We start from the raw sequence: 22810 nt of genomic DNA, 5'->3' as shown, positions 1-22810 counted from the left end.
GAGGAAGAAAGAAAATGAAAAAAACATTAAAAACACAGAAGATGGTTGCAGTGCTTGCGTTGATACTGCTGTATATCTTCTTTAGTATCTTTGGAGATAACTTTTTCCAGTATAGTACGCTGGTAAGTATTTTTGACTCATCTTATTACATAGGCTTTATGGCGATAGGCGTTACATTTGTCATTATTACCGGCGGAATTGACCTTTCTATCGGTACAGTCTGCATCTGCTGTTCTCTGATTGGTGGAACACTGTTTGAAAAAGGCGTTCCGATGGCGGCGGTGCTGATCATTATTTTAGTAATTGGTACTCTGATCGGCGTAGCGAACGGATTAATGGTATCTGTGATGGGACTGCCGGCGTTTATCGCCACGCTCGGTACTATGATGATTACGCGTGGATTTGGTTCTATTGTAACAGGAACTGCGACGGTTACTTTCCCTCAGGGAGATGTGGCGGGAGCCTGGTTCCACAATATTTTTAAGTTTAAGACAGCAAGCCTTCCGGCGGGAATTCCAACAGGGTTTATTCTGTTGATTATTATGGCGGTTCTGATGGCTGTAATCTTAAATAAGACAAGACCAGGGCGGTATATACTTGCGCTTGGAAGCAACAAGGAGGCAACAAGACTTTCTGGTGTCAATGTAGTGAAATGGGAAACTCTGGCGTATACATTCAGTGGATTTTTCGCGGCGCTTGCGGGAATATCCTACGCGGCGGTGTATTCCACACTTATGCCGGGAACCGGAAACGGATTCGAGTTGGATGCAATCGCGGGCGTGGTAATTGGAGGAACTTCTCTTTCGGGAGGAAATGGTTCTATTTCCGGTACCTTGATCGGTGTGTTTATCATGGCAGTTTTAAAGACAGGGCTTCCGTTTGTAGGACTGCAGCCGCATTACCAGTTGTTTATCACAGGTTTCGTCCTGATATTCGCGGTATTCGCAGATGTATTGAACAGAAGGAAAGCAGCGTCCGTATAAAAAAGGCATCGGTATCTGCAAGGCAGATATTCAGATAGCAGCAAGAAAACAAAAATGAAAAGGGAGGATTTTCTATGAAGAAAAAAATTCTGAGTGTATTATTATGCACGGCAATGGTAGCATCTCTGGCAATTGGATGTGGATCCAAAGATCAGAAAGACGCGGGAACATCTGGATCTGACGGCGGTTCTTCATCGGGATCAGATGTGACAATCGAGGTAGTCGCGAAAGGATTTCAGCATGATTTCTGGAAAGCGGTAAATTCCGGCGCTGAACAGGCGGCAGAGAAATACGGGGCGAAGATGAACTTTGTAGGACCGAAGGACGAGTCTGCGGTAGCAGAGCAGGTAGAACAGTTAAATAACGCGATCAACAAAAAGCCAAGCGCAATTGTTCTTGCTTCCCTGGATCCGGAATCTGTAAAGGGTGCCTTAGATACGGCGGCTTCCCAGAATATACCGGTGGTTGGCTTTGACTCCGGAGTGCCGGGAAATGATACGATCGTTGCCAATGCGGCTACAGACAACTATGCGGCAGGCGAGATGGCAGCAGAGAATATGTATGAATTGATCAAGGATAAAGTGACAGATCCTTCTGAGACTGTAAGAATCGGTGTGGTTTCGCAGGATGCGACCTCCGGATCTATCATAGACAGAACAGCTGGTTTTATTGATAAAATGGTAAGCCTTATCGGAGAAGATAAAGCTTCTGTAGAAGGACACGACAAATATAACAATAAAGTAGACGGAGCAAAAGTCGTGCTTGAAGTAGGTATTCCTGCTACAGTAGAAGACGCAGCCTGCGTAACAGTAGCAAATACACTGCTCAATAAAGCAGATCTTGTTGCAATCTATGGCTCTAATGAGTTTGCAGCAAAGAATATCATAACAGCAAATGAGAGTCTTGATAAACTGGGTGCTGACAAAATCATCGGCGTGGGATTTGATGCTGGTAAGATTCAATTAGACGCTGTAAGAAATGGTATTTTTGCAGGTTCTATCACACAGAATCCAGTACAGATTGGATATCAGGCAGTAGAGCTGGCAGTAAAGGCCGCTAACGGGGAAGAAGTATCAGATGTGGATACAGGGGCTCTGTGGTATACCGCCGATAATATTGATAATGAAGAAATTGCTGCCTGCTTGTATGAATAGGCGTATCTACATATTGGCAGACAAAGAAAAGAAACAGGTATATTTTATAAGGGTGCGGAGCTTCTGCACCCTTATTTTTCAGGAAAGGTCTGGCAGCCTTTACCGAACAGAAATAAGCCAAAACAAGGAGGAAATGAAATGTTAAAAGGAATACCCGGAATTTTATCACCAGAACTTTTGAAAGTACTTTGCGAAATGGGGCATAGTGACAGGCTGGTCATCGCCGATGGAAATTTTCCAGTAGAGTCGATTGGGAAAAATGCAGTTGTCATAAGATGTGACGGGCATAACATTCCGGAGCTTTTAGAGGCAATCCTACAGGTTTTTCCACTGGATACCTATGTGGAAAAGCCTGTCAGCCTTATGGAGGTAATGCCGGGAGATACAGTGGAAACCCCTATATGGGATGTGTATAAAGAAATAATACGAAAGTATGACGACAGAGGAGAGACAACTGTTGGAAACATAGAACGTTTTGCGTTCTATGAGGAGGCTAAAAAAGCATATGCGGTTATTGCCACATCTGAGTCTGCTCTTTATGCAAATATTATGCTGCAAAAAGGAGTTATTTGAACCATTTTTTTATGATGAATATCCAAAGCTCTATGAAAAGAATAACAAGGCATACAATACATATAATACGGTATCCATACCGGTAAGACAACTCCGGCATATTATAGAAATTCATCCCGTACCATCCGGTGACGAGAGTGAGAGGCATAAAGACAGTTGTGACAATAGTCAGAACTTTCATAATTTCATTCTGGCGCAGATCGATCTGTGTCTGATGCATTTCTTTTAACTGGATAGAATATTCTTTTAACATCTGAACAGTAGAGTGAAGGCGGTCTGCTTTGTCGGAAAAAAGACCGAAAAGCAGACGTTCTCTCTGCTGTTCTTTTTCAGCAGCCAGCTTTTGGAAGGTCTCTCCTAAATCAGAGAGCTGTTCATAATATGCGCTGAGTGCGGATAATTCTTTGCGGACAGAGAGGATCGTACGATTAAAGTCAGAGAGATTTTTGTTTAATAGCTGTTCTTCTAAATCTGTCAGCTTTTCTTCATAATCGAGAAGATATATCATATCATCTTTCAAAAGGAATTCTAGAAAATCAAATAAAAAGAGGCAGGGAGAGGAAGCATCGGTAAGCGGCAGGTCTTTCATCTCTTTTATAAAATCTTGTACATTTCCAGAATCATCGATAAAAATCAAAAGTTTTGAGGTCAGATAATAGCCGAATGTGAATTTGCCGTTTACGGGCTTCTTTTTATCTGGTATGGCAAATGTGCCTGCAACACCGTTGCTTAACTGTTCTGCTTTGCAGAAACGGGCATGGACAAGTCCCTCATTTAAGAAAATACGGCGGGAGGCCAAAGGATATTTTTCACAGAACTGTTTTTCTGTAAGAATCTGTACGGGTGAACAGGGCAGCAGAGTGTCATTTGTAGTACGCATGGTAATCTCCTCTGATAATCAATATTTCCGATAGGCTGTAATCGTTCTTTATATTATATACTATCTGAACAAAAATAGACAAGAGTGCGGCTGCCGAGAAATGTGGCGTCAGATATATGGAAAAGAAGGAATGTGTATAAGGTGGGATAAGTGTTGTAAATTACAGGTATTTTCCATATAATGAAAGAAGGAAAAAAGCAGAAGTCCACAGGGAGGAAATTATGAGAAAATATGTGATGGCATTGGATTCAGGAACAACAAGCAACCGCTGTATTTTATTTAATGAGAAAGGGGAGATATGCAGTGTGGCACAAAAGGAGTTCACGCAGTATTTCCCAAAACCCGGGTGGGTGGAGCACGATCCAGAAGAAATATGGTCTACGCAGCTGGAAGTAGCGATGACCGCGATGGCGAATATTCATGCCACAGCGGCAGATATTGCGGCGATTGGAATTACGAATCAGCGGGAGACTACAATTGTCTGGGACAAGACATCAGGAAAACCTATAGGAAATGCGATTGTCTGGCAATGCAGAAGGACATCTGCATACTGCGACAGCCTGAAGGCAAAAGGGTTGACAGAGAAATTTAGAAAAAAGACAGGGCTGGTGCTTGACGCTTATTTTTCCGGTACAAAGATAAAATGGATATTGGATCATACAGAAGGGGCACGGGAACGTGCGGAACGCGGAGAGCTTTTGTTCGGCACTGTGGAGACGTGGCTGATATGGAAGCTGACGAAGGGAGCAGTGCATGTAACAGACTATTCGAACGCTTCCAGGACAATGCTTTTTAATATCCATAGCCTGACGTGGGACGCAGAGATTTTGAAAGAGCTGAATATACCGGCATGTATGCTCCCAGAAGTAAAGCCATCGAGCTGCATATACGGAGAGGCGGATGCAGGCTTTTTTGGGGCGCCGATACCGATTGCGGGTGCGGCAGGAGATCAGCAGGCGGCATTGTTTGGGCAGACTTGTTTTGAAAAGGGAGAAGCAAAGAACACATATGGTACCGGATGCTTTTTGCTTATGAATACAGGAGAAAAACCTGTTTTTTCAGAAAAGGGACTGGTGACAACTATCGCCTGGGGACTGGATGGAAAAGTCAATTATGCTCTGGAAGGTTCTATTTTTGTTGCTGGAGCAGCGATACAATGGCTGCGGGACGAGATGCGCCTTTTGGACTCCTCACAGGATTCGGAATATATGGCGCAGAAGGTAAAGGATACGAATGGCTGTTATGTGGTGCCAGCCTTTACAGGGCTTGGAGCGCCTTACTGGGATCAGTATGCCCGAGGGACAATCGTAGGACTTACGCGGGGAGTCAATAAATATCATATCATACGCGCTACTTTGGAATCCCTTGCCTATCAGGTGAATGATGTTTTAGAAGTGATGGAGGAGGAATCTGGAATCCGCCTTGCCGCATTGAAGGTGGATGGCGGGGCAAGTGCAAACAATTTCCTTATGCAAACGCAGGCAAACCTTTCCTACGCGCCTGTAAAGCGCCCCCAGTGTGTGGAGACGACAGCAATGGGAGCCGCTTACCTTGCAGGAATCGCTGTAGGATACTGGAAGGATAAGGAGGAGGTAAAAGCAAACTGGGCGGTTGACCGGACATTTGAGCCCGAGATAGAAGCCAAGAGACGAAAAAGTATGCTTGCCGGATGGAAGAAAGCGGTCAAATATGCATATGGATGGGCGAAGGAAGAATAGAACAAATGGAGATAAAACTTTTTTACCGTGAAGAGGGCAGCGGAGAACCGTTGATTCTGCTGCATGGAAATGGAGAGGACAGCACGTATTTTGATGAACAGACAGCATATTTCAAGAAAAGCTACTGTGTGATTGCATTAGATACGCGCGGGCATGGAAAGTCTGCGAGAGGAACTGCTAATTTTTGTATACGGCAGTTCGCAGAGGATTTGCATGATTTTATGGAAGAGAAGAAAATCAAGAAAGCAAATATATTAGGGTTTTCAGACGGTGCAAACATTGCGCTTATTTTTGCAATGCGTTATCCGGAGTATGTAAAAAAATTGATTTTAAACGGAGCGAATCTAAAGGGAGACGGGGTAAAGCCGACAGTGCAGATTCCAATTATTGTGGGATATAGGATAGCCTCTCTTTTCGCCAGAGTAAGCAGCAGGGCAGCAGCTAATGCAGAAATGCTTGGGCTTATGGTACACGATCCAAATATTGAGCCGTCAGAATTAAAAAAAGTAAAAGTACGGACATTGGTGATTGCAGGGACGAAGGACATGATTAAGGAGGAACACACCCGGCAGATATACGAAAATCTTTCTGACGCAGAATTAGTCTTGATCGAAGGAAACCATTTTGTGGCTAAAAGAAACCCAGAAGCCTTTAATAAAGCAGTAGAAATATTTCTGAAAGAAAAAGACGGGAAGGAGAAAAAAGATGTATGACACAGTGATCATTGGCGCCGGAGTGACAGGCTGTGCGGTGGCGCGTGAACTGTCTCGATATGAAATAAAGGCGTGCGTGCTGGAAAAGGAAGAGGATGTCTGCAGTGGAACATCCAAGGCAAACAGTGGGATTGTGCATGCAGGGTTTGACGCGCGGCCGGGGACTTTGATGGCAAAGCTGAATGTGCAGGGAAACCGTATGATGGAGGAACTTTCTCGGGAGCTGGACTTTCCTTTTAAGCGAAATGGTTCTCTTGTGGTATGTACAGATCCTGCGGACAGAGACAGACTGACAGAGCTATATGAGCGAGGAATCAAAAATGGAGTAAAACATCTGCGGATTCTTGAGAGGGAGGAGCTGCTTTCCTTAGAACCACATATTTCAGAGGAAGCGGTGTGCGCCCTCTACGCACCGGAGGGAGGGATTGTCTGTCCCTTTGGGCTTACGATAGCACTGGCAGAAAACGCCTGCGTAAACGGAGTGGAATTTTACCTTGAACAGGAGGTAAAGCAGATAGAACGAATGAAAGATGGCTGGAAGCTGACAACTGGTACAGGAAAAATTTATGAGACAAAAACGGTTATCAATGCGGCAGGCGTCTATGCAGATGTTTTTCACAATATGGCAAGCAGGCAAAAAATACATATTACCCCTCGAAAGGGGGAGTATCTGCTCTATGATAAAGAGGCAGGAGAGCATGTTACGCGTACAATATTTGCCCTGCCGGGGAAATTAGGGAAGGGAGTGCTTGTAACCCCAACTGTGCATGGAAATCTACTGTGTGGCCCTACCGCACTGGATATAGAAGATAGAGACGGGGTAGATACTACAGCAGAGGGACTTTGGGCAGTGCAGGAGAAAGCACGTCTTACGGTAGAACATATTCCCACAAAAGCAGTGATTACCAGTTTTGCAGGTCTGCGTGCCCATGAGGATGGACATGAATTTCTTATTCAGGAGGCAGAGGACGCCCCTGGATTTATAGACTGCGCGGGAATTGAGTCCCCAGGACTTACCAGCGCTCCGGCGATTGGACAGATGGTGGCAAATATGGTAAGAAATAAATTAAAACTAAAAGAAAATAAAAAGTTTCAAAAGACAAGAAAAGGGATTCTGAATCCAGAAAAACTGTCTTTAAAAGAAAGGAACGAGCTGATTCAGAAAGAGCCCGCCTATGGAAATATGATCTGTCGTTGTGAAAAGATTTCAGAAGGGGAAATACTCGATGCCATACACCGCCCCCTCGGGGCCAGGTCTTTGGACGGTGTAAAAAGAAGAACCCGCGCGGGCATGGGAAGATGTCAGGCAGGCTTTTGCACTCCAAAGGTGATGGAGATTTTGGCACGTGAACAGAATATTGCGTGGGAAGAAATAACGAAAAAGGGCGGCAAGTCCCGAATGGTGATAGGGGAGAAATGAAGATGGAACAATATGAGATTATCATTGTGGGCGGAGGCCCGGCAGGACTTGCGGCGGCTGCGGCGGCAAAACGAGAAGGTGTGGATAGGATTTTGATTCTGGAGAGGGATAGAGAGCTGGGTGGTATTTTAAATCAGTGTATCCATAACGGGTTTGGCCTCCACACCTTTCAGGAAGAGCTTACGGGGCCGGAATATGCTGCTCGATTTATAAAGCAAGTGCAGGAGTTGAAAATAGAATATTGGCTGGAGACAATGGTGACAGATATTTCCCCAGAGAGAGAAGTGACAGTAGTGAATTCTAGAAGAGGGGTCTGCATACTAAAAGCAGATGCAGTCATTCTTGCAATGGGGTGCAGAGAGCGTCCCAGAGGTGCGCTTAATATTCCAGGGTTTCGTCCGGCAGGGATTTATACAGCAGGGACTGCACAAAGGTTGGTGAATATAGAGGGGCAACTGCCTGGAAAAGAAGTGGTAATATTAGGTTCTGGCGATATAGGTCTGATTATGGCGCGGAGAATGACGCTGGAAGGGGCACATGTGCAGGTTGTAGCAGAGCTTCTGCCCTTTAGCGGAGGACTAAAGAGAAACATTGTGCAGTGTCTGGACGACTATGGGATTCCTCTGAAGCTAAAGCATACAGTGACTGCCGTCAGAGGCAAAGAACGGCTGGAGGGGGTCACGCTTTCTCAGGTAGATGAAAACGGACGGCCGATTCCTGGAACAGAAGAGGAATATGTCTGTGATACACTGTTGCTTTCTGTAGGGTTGATACCAGAGAATGAATTGTCTAAACAGGCGAAAGTTGTATTAAATCCCGTTACAAACGGGCCTGTTTCAGATGAGAGCTTTCAGACAAGTACAGACGGAATTTTTGCATGTGGGAATGTCTTACATGTGCATGATCTGGTGGACTTTGTTTCCCAGGAAGCAGAAAATGCAGGAAAACATGCGGCTGCATATGTAAGAGAAGGACGCGGCGGACAAAAGGATGTAAGAAAAGCCTGGGAAGATTGTACGATTGTGTGTGCAGGAACAGGCATCCGCTATACAGTCCCTTCCTTTATCGACATACAGAGGGTAGAAAAGGAGATTGCCATACGTTTCCGAGTAACCGCTGTATTTGAAAATTGTTATGTGGAACTACTGGCAGACGGGCAGCTCTTAACACGAAAAAAAGTAAGAGTGCTTACCCCGGGAGAGATGGCAGAGATATGCTTAAAAAGCGATGAAGCAGAGAAGTATCCAAATATGTCCGTCTTGCAAATCCAGATAAAGGAGGCATGAGATATGGGAAAAGAAAAAGAGCTTGTCTGTATCTGTTGTCCGCTTGGCTGCAGGCTCAAGGTATTTGCAGAGGACGGAAAGACATGTGTCTTGGGAAACCATTGTAAAAGAGGAAAGGAGTATGCTATAAAAGAACTTTTTCATCCTATGCGAAGTTTGACGACGACTGTGCGGGTAAAAGGAGGCGCGTATCCTCTTGTGCCGGTTCGGACAAATCGGGAAATTCCGAAAGAAAAAATAATGGAATGTATGAAAATTTTAAAAGGTATGATAGTCACAGCCCCAGTAAAAACAGGGGATATACTTATAAAGGATATTGCCGGCACAGGCTCTGACATAATAGCATCAAAAGACAGCGGCGCCTCTTTTCAGGATTTAGACAAAATGCTATAATAATACATACCTTTTAGGGTATACCTTATCGGGCGAAGCCCGCCCTCCCAAAGGGAATGAATTACGGTATGCCCTTTAGGGTATACCTTATAAAAAACGAGGAAGCGTTTCAAAATCTAAGATTTTGGTTATTCTGTTAACAGAAAAGAGAATAGGACAAGGAGAGAAAAAGCAGATGAGTATATATGAGTTGTCAGCATATGAAGTAATCCAGGAAGCAGACTTATCCGATTTGAAGTCAAAGGGTGTGCTTTTGAGACACAAAAAGAGCAGGGCAAGAGTCTTGCTAATGGAGAATGAAGATGAAAACAAAGTGTTTGCGATAGGATTTCGCACACCGCCGTCAGACAGCACCGGAGTGCCGCATATCATGGAACATTCCGTTCTGTGTGGTTCCAGGGATTTTCCGGTGAAGGATCCGTTTGTAGAGCTGGTGAAGGGATCTTTGAATACGTTTTTAAATGCCATGACCTATCCAGACAAAACAGTATATCCTGTAGCGAGCTGTAATGACAAGGATTTTCAAAATCTGATGCACGTATACATGGACGCAGTGTTCTATCCGAATATCTATGAACATGACGAGATTTTCCGTCAGGAGGGCTGGAGCTATAAGCTGGACAGTGCGGATGGGCAGCTTTCCTATAATGGAGTTGTATATAATGAGATGAAGGGAGCATTCTCATCTCCGGAGGGTGTGCTGGACCGCGTGATTTTAAATTCACTCTTTCCGGATACCTCTTATGCAAATGAATCTGGCGGAGATCCGGAGGTAATTCCAGAATTGACATATGAGCAATTTTTAGATTTCCATAGAAAGTATTATCATCCTTCTAACAGTTATATCTATCTCTATGGAAATATGGATATGGAAGAAAAACTAAAGTGGCTGGACGAAAACTATCTTTCGGCTTTTGATGCTAAGGAAGTGGATTCAGAAATCCGATACCAGGCTCCTTTTGACAAGGTCAAAGAAGTGGAGATGGAATACTCGATTTCCAGTGAAGAGTCAGAAGCGAATAACACGTATCTTTCTTACAATAAAGTAATTGGAACCTCACTGGATGAAAAACTATATCTCGCATTCCAGATACTAGATTATGCACTTTTATCTGCACCGGGGGCACCACTTAAGAAGACTCTTTTAGATGCAGGAATCGGCAAGGACATCATGGGCTCCTATGATAATGGGATTTATCAGCCGATTTTTTCCGTAATATCAAAAAACGCGAATTTGGAACAAAAACAGAAATTTGTGGAAGTGATCGAAGATACACTGAAAAAGATTGTGGAAAATGGAATGGATAAAAAGGCATTGGAGGCGGGCATCAACTACCATGAATTTCGTTTCCGAGAGGCAGACTTCGGGAATTATCCAAAGGGGCTTATGTACGGGCTTCAGTTGTTCGACAGTTGGCTGTATGACGATACAAAGCCATTTATCCATATGCAGGCGATCCCAACCTTTCATTTTTTGAAAGAGCAGATAAAAACGGGATATTTCGAGAAATTGATAAAAACATACCTTCTGGAAAATACGCATGCGTCGATTGTTGTAATCAAACCAGAGAGAGGGCGCACAGCGCATATGGAAAAGGAACTGAGAGAAAAGCTGAAAGCTTATAAAGAGGGCTTAAGCGACCAGGAAATTGAAAAGCTTGTGTCGGATACTGCCGCGCTTGTGAACTATCAGGAGGAAGAATCCGCGCCGGAAGATTTGGCAAAGATACCAGTGCTGAAAAGAGGGGATATTTCCAGAGAGATTGCTCCGATATATAATGAAGAGAGAAAGGCCGGAGAGGTTCCTTTGGTATATCATAAGGTAGAGACGAATGGAATCGGCTACGTGACATTGATGTTTGACCTGTCAGAAATAGAAGAAGAGCTCTTACCGTATGTAGGGATTCTGCAAAGTGTACTTGGTATTATTGATACAAGCCATTATGAATACGGAGAATTATTTAACGAAATCAATGTGCATACAGGCGGAATTGGAACATCGCTGGAGCTGTACGCAGACGCTGTGAAAGTAAAAGAAAAAGCATTTAAAGCAACATTCGAGATGAAAGGCAAGGCACTTTATCCGCAGATGGACGTTCTGCTCTCTATGATGCGGGAGATTCTTATGGAGTCAAAGCTGGACGACGAAAAGCGCCTGAAGGAAATTCTTGCAATGCTCAAATCCAGGCTTACTATGTCCTTCCAGGCATCCGGGCATACGACAGCAGCCTTGCGTGCCCTCTCTTATGGGTCGCCTATGGCGAAATTTAAAGATGATACAGACGGAATCGGATTTTATGAAGTTGTCAAAGAGATAGAAGAGCATTTTGAAGAAAGAAAGGAAGAGCTGATTCACAATCTGAAAGACATTGCAGGAAGAATTTTCCGATCGGACAATCTGATGATTAGCTATACCGCATCAGAGGGCAAAATGGAGCCGATTCTACAGGCATTTGAGAAAATAGAGTATACTTTATACAAAGGAGACAGAAAAAGAGAAAGAAATTGTATTCTTCATGTAAAAAAGAAAAATGAAGGATTTAAAACCTCTTCAAAAGTACAATATGTGGCGCGGGTAGGAAATTTTATAGATGAGGGAGCCCAGTACAGCGGAGCACTGCAGATTCTGAAAGTGATTTTAAGTTATGACTATCTGTGGCAGAATATCCGGGTTAAGGGCGGTGCTTATGGCTGTATGAGTAATTTTAACCGAATAGGCGAGGGGTATCTTGTTTCTTATAGAGATCCCAATTTAAAAGAGACGATGAAGATCTACGAGGGGATTGTGAAGTATCTGAAGAATTTCACTGTCAGTGAAAGAGATATGGACAAATATATTATCGGGACAATCAGCAATATCGATCGTCCTATGACGCCTGCGGCGAAAGGGGAACGTTCTATGAATCTGTATATGAATCATGTGTCAGAGGCTATGATTCGTCGGGAAAGAGAAGAAATTCTTACAGCAGATCAAGAGGATATCCGTGCGCTGGCGGGGGTAGTACAGGCTCTTTTAAATGCTGACATGCTCTGTGTGATCGGCGGAGAAGACAAAATAGAGGCGGCAAAAGAGCTGTTTATGGAAATAAAGACATTATTTTAAGTAAGTCTGCCTGTTCAAGGAAAGCTTGAACAGGCGGATTTTGAGTAGAAAAGGAGCAGGAATGAAAGGAAATTTCAAATCAGGATTTGTGACGCTGATTGGCAGGCCAAATGTAGGAAAATCTACATTGATGAATTATCTGATCGGACAGAAGATTGCGATTACCTCAAATAAGCCCCAGACGACCCGGAACAGAATCCAGACAGTTCTGACGACGGAGGAAGGACAGATTATATTTGTAGATACGCCTGGTATACATAAAGCGAAGAATAAGCTGGGAGAATACATGGTAAATGTAGCAGAGCATACGCTGGGAGAGGTAGATGTTATACTGTGGCTTGTAGAGCCGACCAGCTTTATAGGGGCAGGAGAACAGCACATTATCGCGCAGCTGAAAAAAGTGCATACGCCGGTTATTCTCGTTATCAATAAGATAGATATGGTAAAACCAGAGGGGGTGCTGCAGGCGATCGATACATACCGCAGGGAGCTGGAGTTTGCAGAGATTGTGCCGGTATCTGCAAGAAACGGGAAGAATACGGATGAATTGGTAAAGGTGCTCTTTCAATATCTTCCTAGTGGGCCGCAGTTCTATGACGAAGAGACAGTGACAGATCAGCCGGAACGCCAGATTGTGGCAGAACTGATCCGGGAAAAGGCGCTGCACTGCCTGGAGGAGGAAATTCCACATGGAATTGCTGTAGCGATTGATAGAATGAAAAAGCAGAAGAAAGTGATGCATATTGATGCGACGATCATCTGCGAACGGGATTCCCACAAAGGAATTATTATAGGAAAACAGGGAAGCATGCTGAAAAAAATTGGAATTACCGCGCGTTATGAGATAGAGAAGCTGCTTGACTGTCAGGTGAATTTGAAACTGTGGGTAAAAGTACAGAAAAACTGGCGCGATAGTGATTTCCAGATGAAAAATTTTGGTTACAGACAAGAAGATATTTGAAGCTGTCAAGGTATTTTGCGCAAAAAAGACTGGTAGTTTTTGCGTGGTATAGCCTGCGTATGAATCGGGGAACCTAACAGTAACACATATGAAGAGGTGAGCCGATGGAAGAAAGATACTGGAAGCAGTTTATGGTGACGGGGAAAGTGGAGGACTATCTCCTCTATAGACAGGAACAGAGAAGAGAAGCAGTAAAAGAGACAGGAAGTACTTATAAATGGGGCATAGAGAGTGAATCAGATTGTTTTGACAGGAATGGTGTTGTCCGCAGCGCCGGTTGGTGAATATGACAAAAGGGTTGTGCTTCTGACAAAAGAACATGGAAAAATTTCTGCATTTGCAAAGGGGGCGAGACGACCGAACAGCCCCCTTATTGGCGCTGTGAATCCTTTTAGCTTCGGGGAATTTGTGATGTATGAGGGCAGAACCTCCTATACAATACAGTCTGCCAATATATCGAATTATTTCGCAGAGCTAAGAGAAGATATCACGGGAGCATATTATGGGTTTTATTTTTTGGAGTTTGCCAATTATTATACACGAGAACGAAATGACGAGAGGGACATGTTAAAACTTCTCTATCAGACCTTGAAGGCGATATCGAATCCACATATTCCAAACAGGCTTGTCCGATATATATTTGAATTGAAAGCGGTGAGCATAAACGGGGAGGGACCGCAGGTCTTTCAGTGTGTAGGCTGCGGCAGCCAGGAAAAAAATATGGAGTTCAGCGCAAAAAAGGGCGGGCTTGTGTGCAGGAAATGTGGTCAAGATGTGATAGATAAGATTGTACTGGATAACTCCACATTATATAGCATGCAATATATAGAAAGTAGTAAAATAGAGAAATTATATACATTTACAGTGTCTGAAAAGGTGTTGAATCAACTTGGGAAAATTATGGAACATTATTGCGCTATATACATAGATAAAAAATTCAAATCCTTAGAGATCCTGGAGACTTTACTATAGTTATAGGCAAATTCAGCCGCTGCTTTCACTTTACAAAAGGAAAGCGACCCGTTATAATAAGTAGCAGTTTATAATGCCGGAAACCGGCACGAAGACGGGTGTATGAGGAATTTTCTTTATACCCTGTGTGTAGATGAATAAGAGAATGTGAGGAATAGTATAATGGTGGAAAAGACAATGGACAAGATTGTAGCTCTGGCAAAATCGAGAGGGTTTGTATATCCAGGCTCCGAGATTTACGGAGGACTTGCCAATACATGGGATTACGGCAATCTTGGTGTAGAGCTGAAAAATAATGTAAAGAAAGCCTGGTGGAAAAAATTTGTGCAGGAGAGTCCGTACAATGTAGGAGTGGACTGTGCAATTTTAATGAATCCGCAGACATGGGTGGCTTCGGGACATTTGGGAGGCTTTAGCGATCCGCTTATGGACTGTAAGGAGTGCAAAGAAAGGTTTCGTGCAGATAAACTGATTGAGGATTACGCGGCGGAAAACAGTATAGAACTTGAAGGAAGTGTAGATGCATGGTCGAAAGAGCAGATGACAGCATATATTGAAGAGCATGGTATCAAGTGCCCTTCCTGTGGAAAGCACAATTTTACAGATATACGTGAATTTAACCTGATGTTTAAGACATTCCAGGGGGTTACAGAGGACGCAAAGAATATTGTATACCTCCGTCCGGAGACGGCACAGGGAATTTTTGTGAATTTTAAGAATGTACAGCGTACCTCTAGAAAGAAAATTCCTTTTGGAATTGCACAGATAGGAAAATCTTTCCGCAACGAGATAACGCCGGGAAACTTTACATTCCGTACAAGGGAATTTGAGCAGATGGAACTGGAATTTTTCTGTGAGCCGGATACAGATCTGGAATGGTTCGATTACTGGAAGAGCTTTTGCTTAAACTGGTTAAGTACACTTGGGCTAAAAGAGGAGGAGGTACGTTACCGCGATCATGAGAAGGAAGAATTGTCCTTCTATAGTAAAGCGACTACAGATGTAGAATTCTTATTCCCATTTGGATGGGGAGAATTATGGGGGATTGCGGATCGTACGGATTATGATCTATCCCGCCATATGGAAGTGTCCAAACAGGATCTGACGTATTTTGATGATGAGAAGAAGGAAAAATATGTTCCTTATGTGATTGAACCGTCGTTAGGAGCAGACCGCATGGTGCTTGCGTTCCTTTGCAGCGCTTATGACGAGGAAGAATTAGAAGGCGGGGATGTACGTACGGTTCTTCATTTTCACCCAGCCTTAGCGCCGGTGAAGGCAGGGGTTCTGCCACTTTCTAAAAAACTCAACGAGGGCGCTTTAAAAGTGTATGAGGTGTTGTCAAAGACATACAACTGTGAATTTGACGACAGGGGAAATATTGGTAAACGGTACCGCCGTCAGGATGAAATTGGAACTCCATTCTGTGTGACATATGATTTTGAGTCCGAACAGGACGGCGCGGTTACTGTACGTGACCGTGATACAATGGAGCAGGAGAGAGTGAAAATAGAAGATTTAAAAGCATACTTCGAGAAAAAATTCGAGTGGTAAATGGGGGATATTCTGAAGAAAGAGGGTATCTCCCCTCTTTTTCATTGCATAGGAAGCCTCGTTCCCTATACAATAAAAACCTCTGGGGATGCACACTGCACGCAATTGGAAAGCGGCTGCATAGAAATATCGCTTTAAGGGGAAGATGATACAAAGAAAGGATGACAGAAGAGATGGAAGCAAAAAATGTATGGGCAACTTATAATGAAAATCAGATTCAGGAGTTAAATGAAATCAATGAACGCTATAAAACATGCTTAAATCAGGGGAAAACAGAGAGAGAATGTGTTGCTTTGGCTGTAGATATGGCAGAGCGCGCAGGGTACCGGAACATAGAAACGATACTGGCAAAAGGAACGTCTCTAAAAGCTGGAGACAAGGTATATGCAGTGTGCATGTCAAAAATGATTGCGCTTTTCCGTATAGGGGAAAAACCAATTTCGGAAGGGATGAATATTTTAGGGGCGCATATCGATTCTCCCCGTATTGATGTAAAGCAGAATCCACTCTATGAAAATGAAGGGCTTGCCTATTTGGATACTCATTATTACGGAGGAATTAAAAAATACCAGTGGGTAGCACAGCCGCTTTCCCTGCATGGAGTCATTGTGAAAAAGGATGGAAGTGCTGTGAAAGTGACGGTGGGAGAAGAAGAATCCGATCCGGTATTTGTAATTACAGATCTGCTGATCCATCTGGCACAGGAGCAGATGGAAAAGAAGGCTTCCAAAGTAATTGAGGGAGAAAAACTAGATCTTTTAATTGGAAATCGGCCGATTGAACAGGTGGAAGGGCTTGATAAGGCAGAAAAAGACGCTGTGAAAAAGCATGTGATGGAGATACTGAAAGAAAAATATGAGATGGAAGAGGAAGACTTCTATTCTGCAGAACTGGAAATTGTTCCTGCGGGGAAGGCGAGAGACTGCGGAATAGACAGAAGCATGGTGTTGTCTTATGGACAGGACGATAGAGTATGTGCGTTTACCTCTCTGTTTGCTATGCTGGATGTAGAGCAGGCTAAGCGCACAGGATGCTGTCTGCTTGTAGACAAGGAGGAGATAGGGAGCGTAGGAGCTACAGGGATGCATTCCAAATTTTTTGAAAATACAGTAGCGGAATTGGTGGCGCTGACAGAAGGAGAATCAGAGCTGAAAGTCCGCCGTGCGCTTGCCAGATCGAAAATGCTCTCTTCGGATGTCAGCGCGGCATATGATCCCATGTTTGCAGAGGCGTTTGAAAAGAGGAGTTCTGCATTTTTCGCAAATGGACTGACTTTTAATAAATTTACCGGAAGCAGGGGAAAATCAGGCTCAAACGATGCAAATGCAGAATATTTGGGAGAGCTTAGGCGTGTAATGGACGAGGCAGGAGTTGCGTATCAGTTTTCCGAGTTAGGGAGAGTGGATATAGGAGGCGGCGGAACCATTGCGTATATTATGGCGAACTACGGGATGGAAGTCATAGACAGCGGCGTGGCGGTACTGAATATGCATGCGCCTTATGAGGTGACGAGCAAAGCAGATATTTATGAGGCAGTAAAAGGCTACAGGGCATTTTTAAAACTGGACTAGAGAAAATAAAACGAATATTTATGCAAAATTAACCCTCGGCATGTGCAAAAAGCTGCACTGCCGAGGGCTTTGTTTTTTGGGAAAAGAGAAATGAAAAAAGGAATAAAGATTGTGTATATTTACCAATAAAACGCTTGACGACAAAGGGTAAAACAATTAGAATATTATATGCGACTTAATGCAAAATTATTTGTAAAATTTTATTTAGGAGGTCATTCGAACATGGCAAAATGGGTTTATATGTTCACAGAAGGTGACGCTACAATGAGAAACCTTCTTGGCGGAAAAGGCGCAAACCTCGCAGAAATGACAAACTTAGGACTCCCGGTACCACAGGGATTCACAGTAACTACAGAGGCTTGTACACAGTATTATGAAGATGGCAGAAAAATCAATGATGAAATCATGGCACAGATTATGGAAGCCATCGAAAAGCTGGAAGGAATTACAGGAAAGAAATTTGGAGATAAGACAAATCCTCTGCTTGTTTCTGTTCGCTCCGGTGCAAGAGCTTCTATGCCAGGTATGATGGACACTATCCTGAATCTGGGATTGAATGAAGAAGTTGTAGAAACTCTGGCAGAAGCATCAGGAAACGCACGCTGGGCATGGGATTGCTACAGAAGATTCATTCAGATGTATTCAGATGTTGTTATGGAAGTAGGCAAAAAATACTTCGAAGAGCTCATCGACGAGATGAAAGAGAAGAAGGGCGTTACACAGGATGTTGAGCTGACAGCAGAAGATCTGAAAACGTTGGCAGGACAGTTCAAGGCTGAATATAAAGAAAAAATCGGTGCAGATTTCCCGTCTGATGCGAAAGAGCAGTTAATGGGAGCTGTAAAGGCTGTATTCCGTTCATGGGATAACCCAAGAGCCAATGTATACCGCCGTGATAATGATATTCCGTATTCATGGGGAACTGCTGTCAATGTACAGATGATGGCGTTCGGTAACATGGGAGATGACTGTGGTACAGGTGTTGCATTTACAAGAGACCCTGCTACGGGAGAGAACGGACTCTTTGGAGAGTTCTTGACAAATGCACAGGGAGAGGACGTTGTTGCAGGTGTCCGCACTCCGATGCATATTTCTGAGATGGAAGAAAAATTCCCAGAAGCATTTGCACAGTTTAAAGAAGTGTGCAAGACTCTGGAGACACATTATAGAGACATGCAGGATATGGAGTTTACTGTAGAGCATGGTAAACTGTATATGCTTCAGACACGTAACGGTAAGAGAACTGCAAAGGCAGCTCTGAAAATTGCGTGCGACCTCGTGGATGAAGGTATGAGAACAGAGGAAGAAGCAGTTGCAATGATCGATCCGAGAAATTTGGATTCTCTGCTTCACCCACAGTTTGACGCTGCGGCTTTAAAAGCAGCGACACCGATGGCAAAAGCACTTGGTGCTTCACCAGGAGCTGCCTGCGGTAAAATTGTATTTACGGCAGATGATGCAGTAGAATGGGCTGCGAGAGGAGAAAAAGTTGTTTTGGTACGTCTGGAGACATCACCGGAAGATATTACAGGAATGAAATCTGCACAGGGTATCTTGACTGTACGTGGTGGTATGACTTCTCATGCGGCAGTTGTTGCACGTGGAATGGGTACATGCTGTGTATCAGGGTGCGGCGATATTGTAATGGATGAAGCAAATAAGAAGTTTACACTTGCCGGAAAAGAGTACCATGAAGGAGATGCGATTTCTCTGGATGGTTCTACCGGAAATATTTATGACGGAATCATTCCGACAGTAGATGCAACGATTGCAGGTGAATTCGGAAGAATTATGGGATGGGCTGACAAATATAGAACAATGAAAGTCCGCACCAATGCAGATACTCCGGCAGATGCTAAGAAAGCACGTGAGCTGGGCGCAGAGGGAATTGGTCTTTGCCGTACAGAGCATATGTTCTTTGAGGGAGATAGAATCGATGCGTTCCGTGAAATGATTTGCTCCGAGACAGAGGAAGAAAGAGAAGCGGCACTGGACAAGATTCTTCCAGAACAGCAGGGAGATTTTGAGAAGCTGTATGAAGCATTGGAGGGTAATCCGGTTACTATCCGTTTCCTGGATCCACCGTTGCATGAGTTTGTTCCAACAGAGGAAGAAGATATTAAGAAGCTGGCAGATGCACAGGGCAAGACCGTAGAGCAGATTAAAGCAATCATTGACAGCCTGCATGAATTTAACCCAATGATGGGACATCGTGGATGCCGTCTTGCAGTAACATATCCTGAAATTGCAAAGATGCAGACAAAAGCGGTTATCCGCGCTGCAATCAATGTACAGAAGGCACATCCGGACTGGAATGTAAAACCAGAAATTATGATTCCACTTGTTGGAGACATCAAAGAGTTAAAATATGTGAAGAAATTCGTAGTTGAGACAGCAGACGCTGAAATTGCGGCAGCAGGAAGCGATCTGAAATATGAAGTGGGTACAATGATTGAGATTCCAAGAGCTGCACTTACAGCAGATGAAATTGCAAAGGAAGCTGACTTCTTCTGCTTCGGTACAAATGACCTTACACAGATGACATACGGATTCTCTCGTGATGATGCCGGTAAGTTCTTAGAAGCATACTATGATGCGAAGATTTTTGAAAACGATCCATTTGCTAAGCTTGACCAGGTTGGTGTTGGCAAACTGATGAAGATGGCGATTGAATTAGGAAAACCGGTTAATCCGAACTTGCATGTAGGTATCTGCGGCGAGCATGGTGGAGATCCGAGTTCGGTAGAATTCTGTGACAGTATTGGACTGGATTATGTATCTTGCTCACCGTTTAGAGTGCCGATCGCGCGACTGGCAGCAGCACAGGCGGCTATTGCACGAAAATAGGCGAAGATTTGGATGTTGATGTTTATATCTGAATAATGATAAGCGTATCATTAGAAATAATGGTACGCTTATTTTTACAATTTGGTGGACTTGCTTGTATGAAAATATAATAGGAATAGAATATTAAGCAATCATACAGATGACAATGAGATTGCCGATATGTGCAGAAAGACCGCAGAAGCTAGTTTTTTAACTAAGAACGGTACGGGGGCTGATAGCCATAGATATAGAAACCTATAATAGACGGGAAAATATGTCAAAGCTACACGAGGAATTGCCCGCCGTAGAGGAGGACAGGATTGCAGGAAAAAGCACTCTGGTCAGGAGAGGGCTCTATAAAAATTAGAATTGGACTGAAACATAAGTACCATCTTTCGCTTCTATATGAATGACTTCCAGACCTTTGTTTTCTTTTATGATATCTGTGCATTGAGAGAGCATAAGTGATACGATTTCTTTTGTGAGTAAAGTATTAAAAGGATAGCAAATTTTATTCTGCACATTTTTGAAAAGGCTGTCTGGAAGTCTCTGTATGAAAAAAGCAGCGCAACCAACGGGAACAGGCATTTTAATGTTGTGTCCATCCGGTGTTTTTATATGTATTTTCATTGAGTGTACCCCTGTTCATTTTTTAATAAAGATATAAAGACAATTGTTATTCCACATAGATTCTTACGACAGTTCCATCTGCACCAGTCACATTGACAAAGTCGCCATTTATCTGTGCATCCAGACATTCAGATACGGCGGATAGCATTTCATTTAGGTCAAAGCCTTCTAACTCTTTCTCTGGAATAGGAAGTTTTCCTGTCACTTTTAACAGACGCCTTACAGCATTTACTGGAAATTGAATGTTTACCTTATCTCCATTGACACTGTCTACAATGATACGGAACATTTTTTTATCATACGAAGGAGAAGAAACATACGCTTGTTCCGTTTCCTCTATGCCTAGTGCATCCATCAAGCTTGCGGCCTCTTTTGCTGTAATTGTTTTATCCTCCACCATTTTTAGAATTCTTAGCTTTTCATCCATAATTATATCTCCTTTCTGCTTTATAAATGATAATATTAGGAATAAAGTTACTTTAATTTGCGTATTGCCTCCTCGACAGTAAGTTCACCTCGTTCTAAAGCTTTTAGAACAGTTTCACGATGTTGTAGTTCTTCGTCCTGTGCGACGGTATCTTCAAATCCAAGCTTCTTTATTATAGAATTCAGCTTTGTACGCACAGTAGGATATGAAATTTCTAATTCTTTCTCAACTTCTTTTATGTTACCTCTGCATTTTAGAAAAGTTTCAGTAAAATGAAGTTCCTCTGTTGTCAAATAATCAAATTTACTTAATTGAAAATTGTTTTCTATGACCGTTTCACAATGGGAGCACTTTAACTGGGTTACATGCATTTCTTCATTACATACCGGACAACGACTGATAATTTTTTGCATCTTCTCACTTCCTTCCTTTTAAAATAAATATAATACAATATATTAATAAAATCAATATTAAAATTAATATTTTTGATATAAAAATTAAAATAATTAATATTTGAATTGATAAATACAAGATGATGAGATAAAAAATTACTCTGTGCAAATATAAACCTTATTTGTACAGAGCAATTTTTTATTTCATTATAGAAAGTTTTCATTTAAGAAGATAACGGTATTCTGTGTGCTTTTCAAACCAACCTTTTGCATAAGAACAAGTAGGGACGGCCTTTAATTGACGAAGCTCAAGTCCCGCGACAACTTCTAACATGAGTTTTGCGGCAATTCCTTGTCCGCGTAGAGAAGCATCTACAAATGTATGGTTGATATTGACGGTGTCCTTGTCTATATAAGGAAAAGTAATTTCTGCAAGTAATTCTTCATTGTCAGAATAAAGTACTATTTGATTTTCATTATGGATAAAATGCATATAGTTTCCTCACATTCATTTTATAGATGGGCTGAATATCATAACGATTGGAAAAAGTACATGTTATAATTTTCCTCCAGATTTTTATACCCCTTTTTTATTTTCAACATTATAAAATTAGTTTAAATAAATTATGAATATTATAGCGGTTCTATCAGAAAAAATCAATTATTAGCTTTATGTAGGACAGAGATAAGCTTATTTTACTACCTGTGTCAATTACTTTTCAGGCTAGTGTGCCAGTGTGTGCAAATGCAAATAAGTAGAAAAAATAGGGAGATAAAATAGAGATGAAGATTAAAAAGTAAAAAAGTGGAAAAAAGGTAAAAATAGGCTTGACAGACAAGTAATGATATGATAATCTAAGAAAGCTGTCGCGAAAGAGAGAAGAAAGAGGCGGCGAAAAAAGAAGAAAAAAGTTCTTGACAAGCGGAAAAGGTTTTGGTAATATATAAAAGCTGTCGCTAAGAGGCGAGAACAAAGAAGCACCTTGAGAACTGAACAATAGACAACAATCCTTGAAAATTCTAAGAGAGAAATTTTCGAACGGTCTGTATAGAATACAGACGAACCAAGAACAGTAAAAGGATAAGAATTAGCTAGAGGTTAATTCTGGTCCGGGCAAACAAAAAGAAGCTCCGACAGTTCTAAACATGTGGGAAACCGCGTTAAGAACATGGGGAGCGCAAACGAACAAGAGGCTTTTAAAGACGAAGCCAAAGTTCTACATGCGAGAGTTTGATCCTGGCTCAGGATGAACG

At 42.7% G+C, this 22810-nt stretch carries 20 protein-coding genes; 15 read left to right on the top strand and 5 right to left on the bottom strand.

The window, feature by feature from the left end:
- Nucleotides 1-14 precede the first annotated feature (14 nt).
- From H8S37_RS14645 to H8S37_RS14635, 3 genes are all read left to right on the top strand, one after another.
- Complete coding sequence (locus tag H8S37_RS14645) at nucleotides 15-983, top strand: ABC transporter permease (protein WP_186876815.1); 969 nt, start codon at nucleotides 15-17, stop codon at nucleotides 981-983.
- A 74-nt stretch (nucleotides 984-1057) separates the two neighbouring features.
- Nucleotides 1058-2137 carry an ABC transporter substrate-binding protein gene (locus H8S37_RS14640; RefSeq protein ID WP_186876814.1) on the top strand — a complete coding sequence of 360 codons (1080 nt, stop codon included), beginning with the start codon at nucleotides 1058-1060 and terminating at the stop codon, nucleotides 2135-2137.
- Nucleotides 2138-2275: 138 nt separating this feature from the next.
- On the top strand, nucleotides 2276-2710 hold the full coding sequence (locus H8S37_RS14635; RefSeq protein ID WP_186876813.1) for an RbsD/FucU family protein: 435 nt from the start codon (nucleotides 2276-2278) through the stop codon (nucleotides 2708-2710).
- Here H8S37_RS14635 and H8S37_RS14630 read toward each other — a convergent pair.
- Entirely contained in the window at nucleotides 2703-3590 is an 888-nt protein-coding gene (locus H8S37_RS14630; RefSeq protein ID WP_186876812.1) for a magnesium transporter CorA family protein, read from the bottom strand. The two genes, H8S37_RS14635 and H8S37_RS14630, sit on opposite strands and share 8 nt — an antisense overlap.
- Nucleotides 3591-3811: 221 nt before the next feature.
- Between H8S37_RS14630 and glpK the strand changes: the two genes are divergently transcribed.
- The 12 genes from glpK to ppdK all read left to right on the top strand — a co-directional run bounded on the left by glpK (nucleotide 3812) and on the right by ppdK (nucleotide 20128).
- Nucleotides 3812-5308, top strand: coding sequence for a glycerol kinase GlpK (gene glpK / locus H8S37_RS14625; protein ID WP_186876811.1), 1497 nt, complete (start codon nucleotides 3812-3814; stop codon nucleotides 5306-5308).
- A gap of 5 nt (nucleotides 5309-5313) precedes the next feature.
- On the top strand, nucleotides 5314-6021 hold the full coding sequence (locus H8S37_RS14620) for an alpha/beta fold hydrolase (RefSeq protein WP_186876810.1): 708 nt from the start codon (nucleotides 5314-5316) through the stop codon (nucleotides 6019-6021).
- The gene (locus tag H8S37_RS14615; protein ID WP_186876809.1) at nucleotides 6014-7441 is read left to right on the top strand and encodes an NAD(P)/FAD-dependent oxidoreductase; all 1428 of its coding nucleotides are present in this window, start codon (nucleotides 6014-6016) and stop codon (nucleotides 7439-7441) included. Before H8S37_RS14620 ends, H8S37_RS14615 begins: the two co-directional genes overlap by 8 nt.
- Before the next feature lie 2 nt (nucleotides 7442-7443).
- On the top strand, nucleotides 7444-8727 hold the full coding sequence (locus H8S37_RS14610) for an NAD(P)/FAD-dependent oxidoreductase (protein WP_186876808.1): 1284 nt from the start codon (nucleotides 7444-7446) through the stop codon (nucleotides 8725-8727).
- Nucleotides 8728-8730: 3 nt separating this feature from the next.
- A complete protein-coding gene (locus H8S37_RS14605) occupies nucleotides 8731-9120 on the top strand; it encodes a DUF1667 domain-containing protein (protein ID WP_186876807.1) in 390 nt (129 codons plus the stop codon).
- Between the two features lie 175 nt (nucleotides 9121-9295).
- Nucleotides 9296-12223 (top strand): insulinase family protein, encoded by a 2928-nt coding sequence (locus H8S37_RS14600; RefSeq protein WP_186876806.1) that lies wholly within the window; start codon nucleotides 9296-9298, stop codon nucleotides 12221-12223.
- A 61-nt stretch (nucleotides 12224-12284) separates the two neighbouring features.
- On the top strand, nucleotides 12285-13184 hold the full coding sequence (gene era / locus H8S37_RS14595; protein WP_186877035.1) for a GTPase Era: 900 nt from the start codon (nucleotides 12285-12287) through the stop codon (nucleotides 13182-13184).
- A 104-nt stretch (nucleotides 13185-13288) separates the two neighbouring features.
- The gene (locus H8S37_RS14590; protein ID WP_186876805.1) at nucleotides 13289-13468 is read left to right on the top strand and encodes a hypothetical protein; all 180 of its coding nucleotides are present in this window, start codon (nucleotides 13289-13291) and stop codon (nucleotides 13466-13468) included.
- Nucleotides 13416-14156: a DNA repair protein RecO gene (gene recO, locus H8S37_RS14585; RefSeq protein ID WP_330605017.1), complete on the top strand. Its 741-nt coding sequence runs from the start codon at nucleotides 13416-13418 to the stop codon at nucleotides 14154-14156. The genes H8S37_RS14590 and recO overlap by 53 nt, the downstream gene beginning before the upstream one ends.
- Before the next feature lie 165 nt (nucleotides 14157-14321).
- The gene (locus H8S37_RS14580) at nucleotides 14322-15710 is read left to right on the top strand and encodes a glycine--tRNA ligase (RefSeq protein WP_334298559.1); all 1389 of its coding nucleotides are present in this window, start codon (nucleotides 14322-14324) and stop codon (nucleotides 15708-15710) included.
- Between the two features lie 173 nt (nucleotides 15711-15883).
- Nucleotides 15884-17281: an aminopeptidase gene (locus tag H8S37_RS14575; protein ID WP_186876803.1), complete on the top strand. Its 1398-nt coding sequence runs from the start codon at nucleotides 15884-15886 to the stop codon at nucleotides 17279-17281.
- A gap of 222 nt (nucleotides 17282-17503) precedes the next feature.
- The gene (gene ppdK, locus H8S37_RS14570) at nucleotides 17504-20128 is read left to right on the top strand and encodes a pyruvate, phosphate dikinase (protein ID WP_186876802.1); all 2625 of its coding nucleotides are present in this window, start codon (nucleotides 17504-17506) and stop codon (nucleotides 20126-20128) included.
- Between the two features lie 342 nt (nucleotides 20129-20470).
- Here the strand turns inward: ppdK and H8S37_RS14565 are convergent, their stop codons facing one another.
- From H8S37_RS14565 to H8S37_RS14550, 4 genes are all read right to left on the bottom strand, one after another.
- Entirely contained in the window at nucleotides 20471-20737 is a 267-nt protein-coding gene (locus tag H8S37_RS14565; protein ID WP_186876801.1) for a hypothetical protein, read from the bottom strand.
- A gap of 46 nt (nucleotides 20738-20783) precedes the next feature.
- Nucleotides 20784-21164: an SHOCT-like domain-containing protein gene (locus tag H8S37_RS14560; protein ID WP_186876800.1), complete on the bottom strand. Its 381-nt coding sequence runs from the start codon at nucleotides 21162-21164 to the stop codon at nucleotides 20784-20786.
- A gap of 47 nt (nucleotides 21165-21211) precedes the next feature.
- On the bottom strand, nucleotides 21212-21577 hold the full coding sequence (locus tag H8S37_RS14555; RefSeq protein ID WP_186876799.1) for a DUF2089 domain-containing protein: 366 nt from the start codon (nucleotides 21575-21577) through the stop codon (nucleotides 21212-21214).
- Nucleotides 21578-21776: 199 nt separating this feature from the next.
- On the bottom strand, nucleotides 21777-22049 hold the full coding sequence (locus H8S37_RS14550) for a GNAT family N-acetyltransferase (RefSeq protein WP_186876798.1): 273 nt from the start codon (nucleotides 22047-22049) through the stop codon (nucleotides 21777-21779).
- Between the last annotated feature and the right edge of the window lie 761 nt (nucleotides 22050-22810).

Source organism: Mediterraneibacter hominis (assembly GCF_014287475.1).
Taxonomy (GTDB): domain Bacteria; phylum Bacillota; class Clostridia; order Lachnospirales; family Lachnospiraceae; genus Mediterraneibacter; species Mediterraneibacter hominis.
The sequence above is the reverse complement of the archived record's forward strand: the minus strand, read 5'-3'. Positions and strand labels throughout refer to the sequence as shown.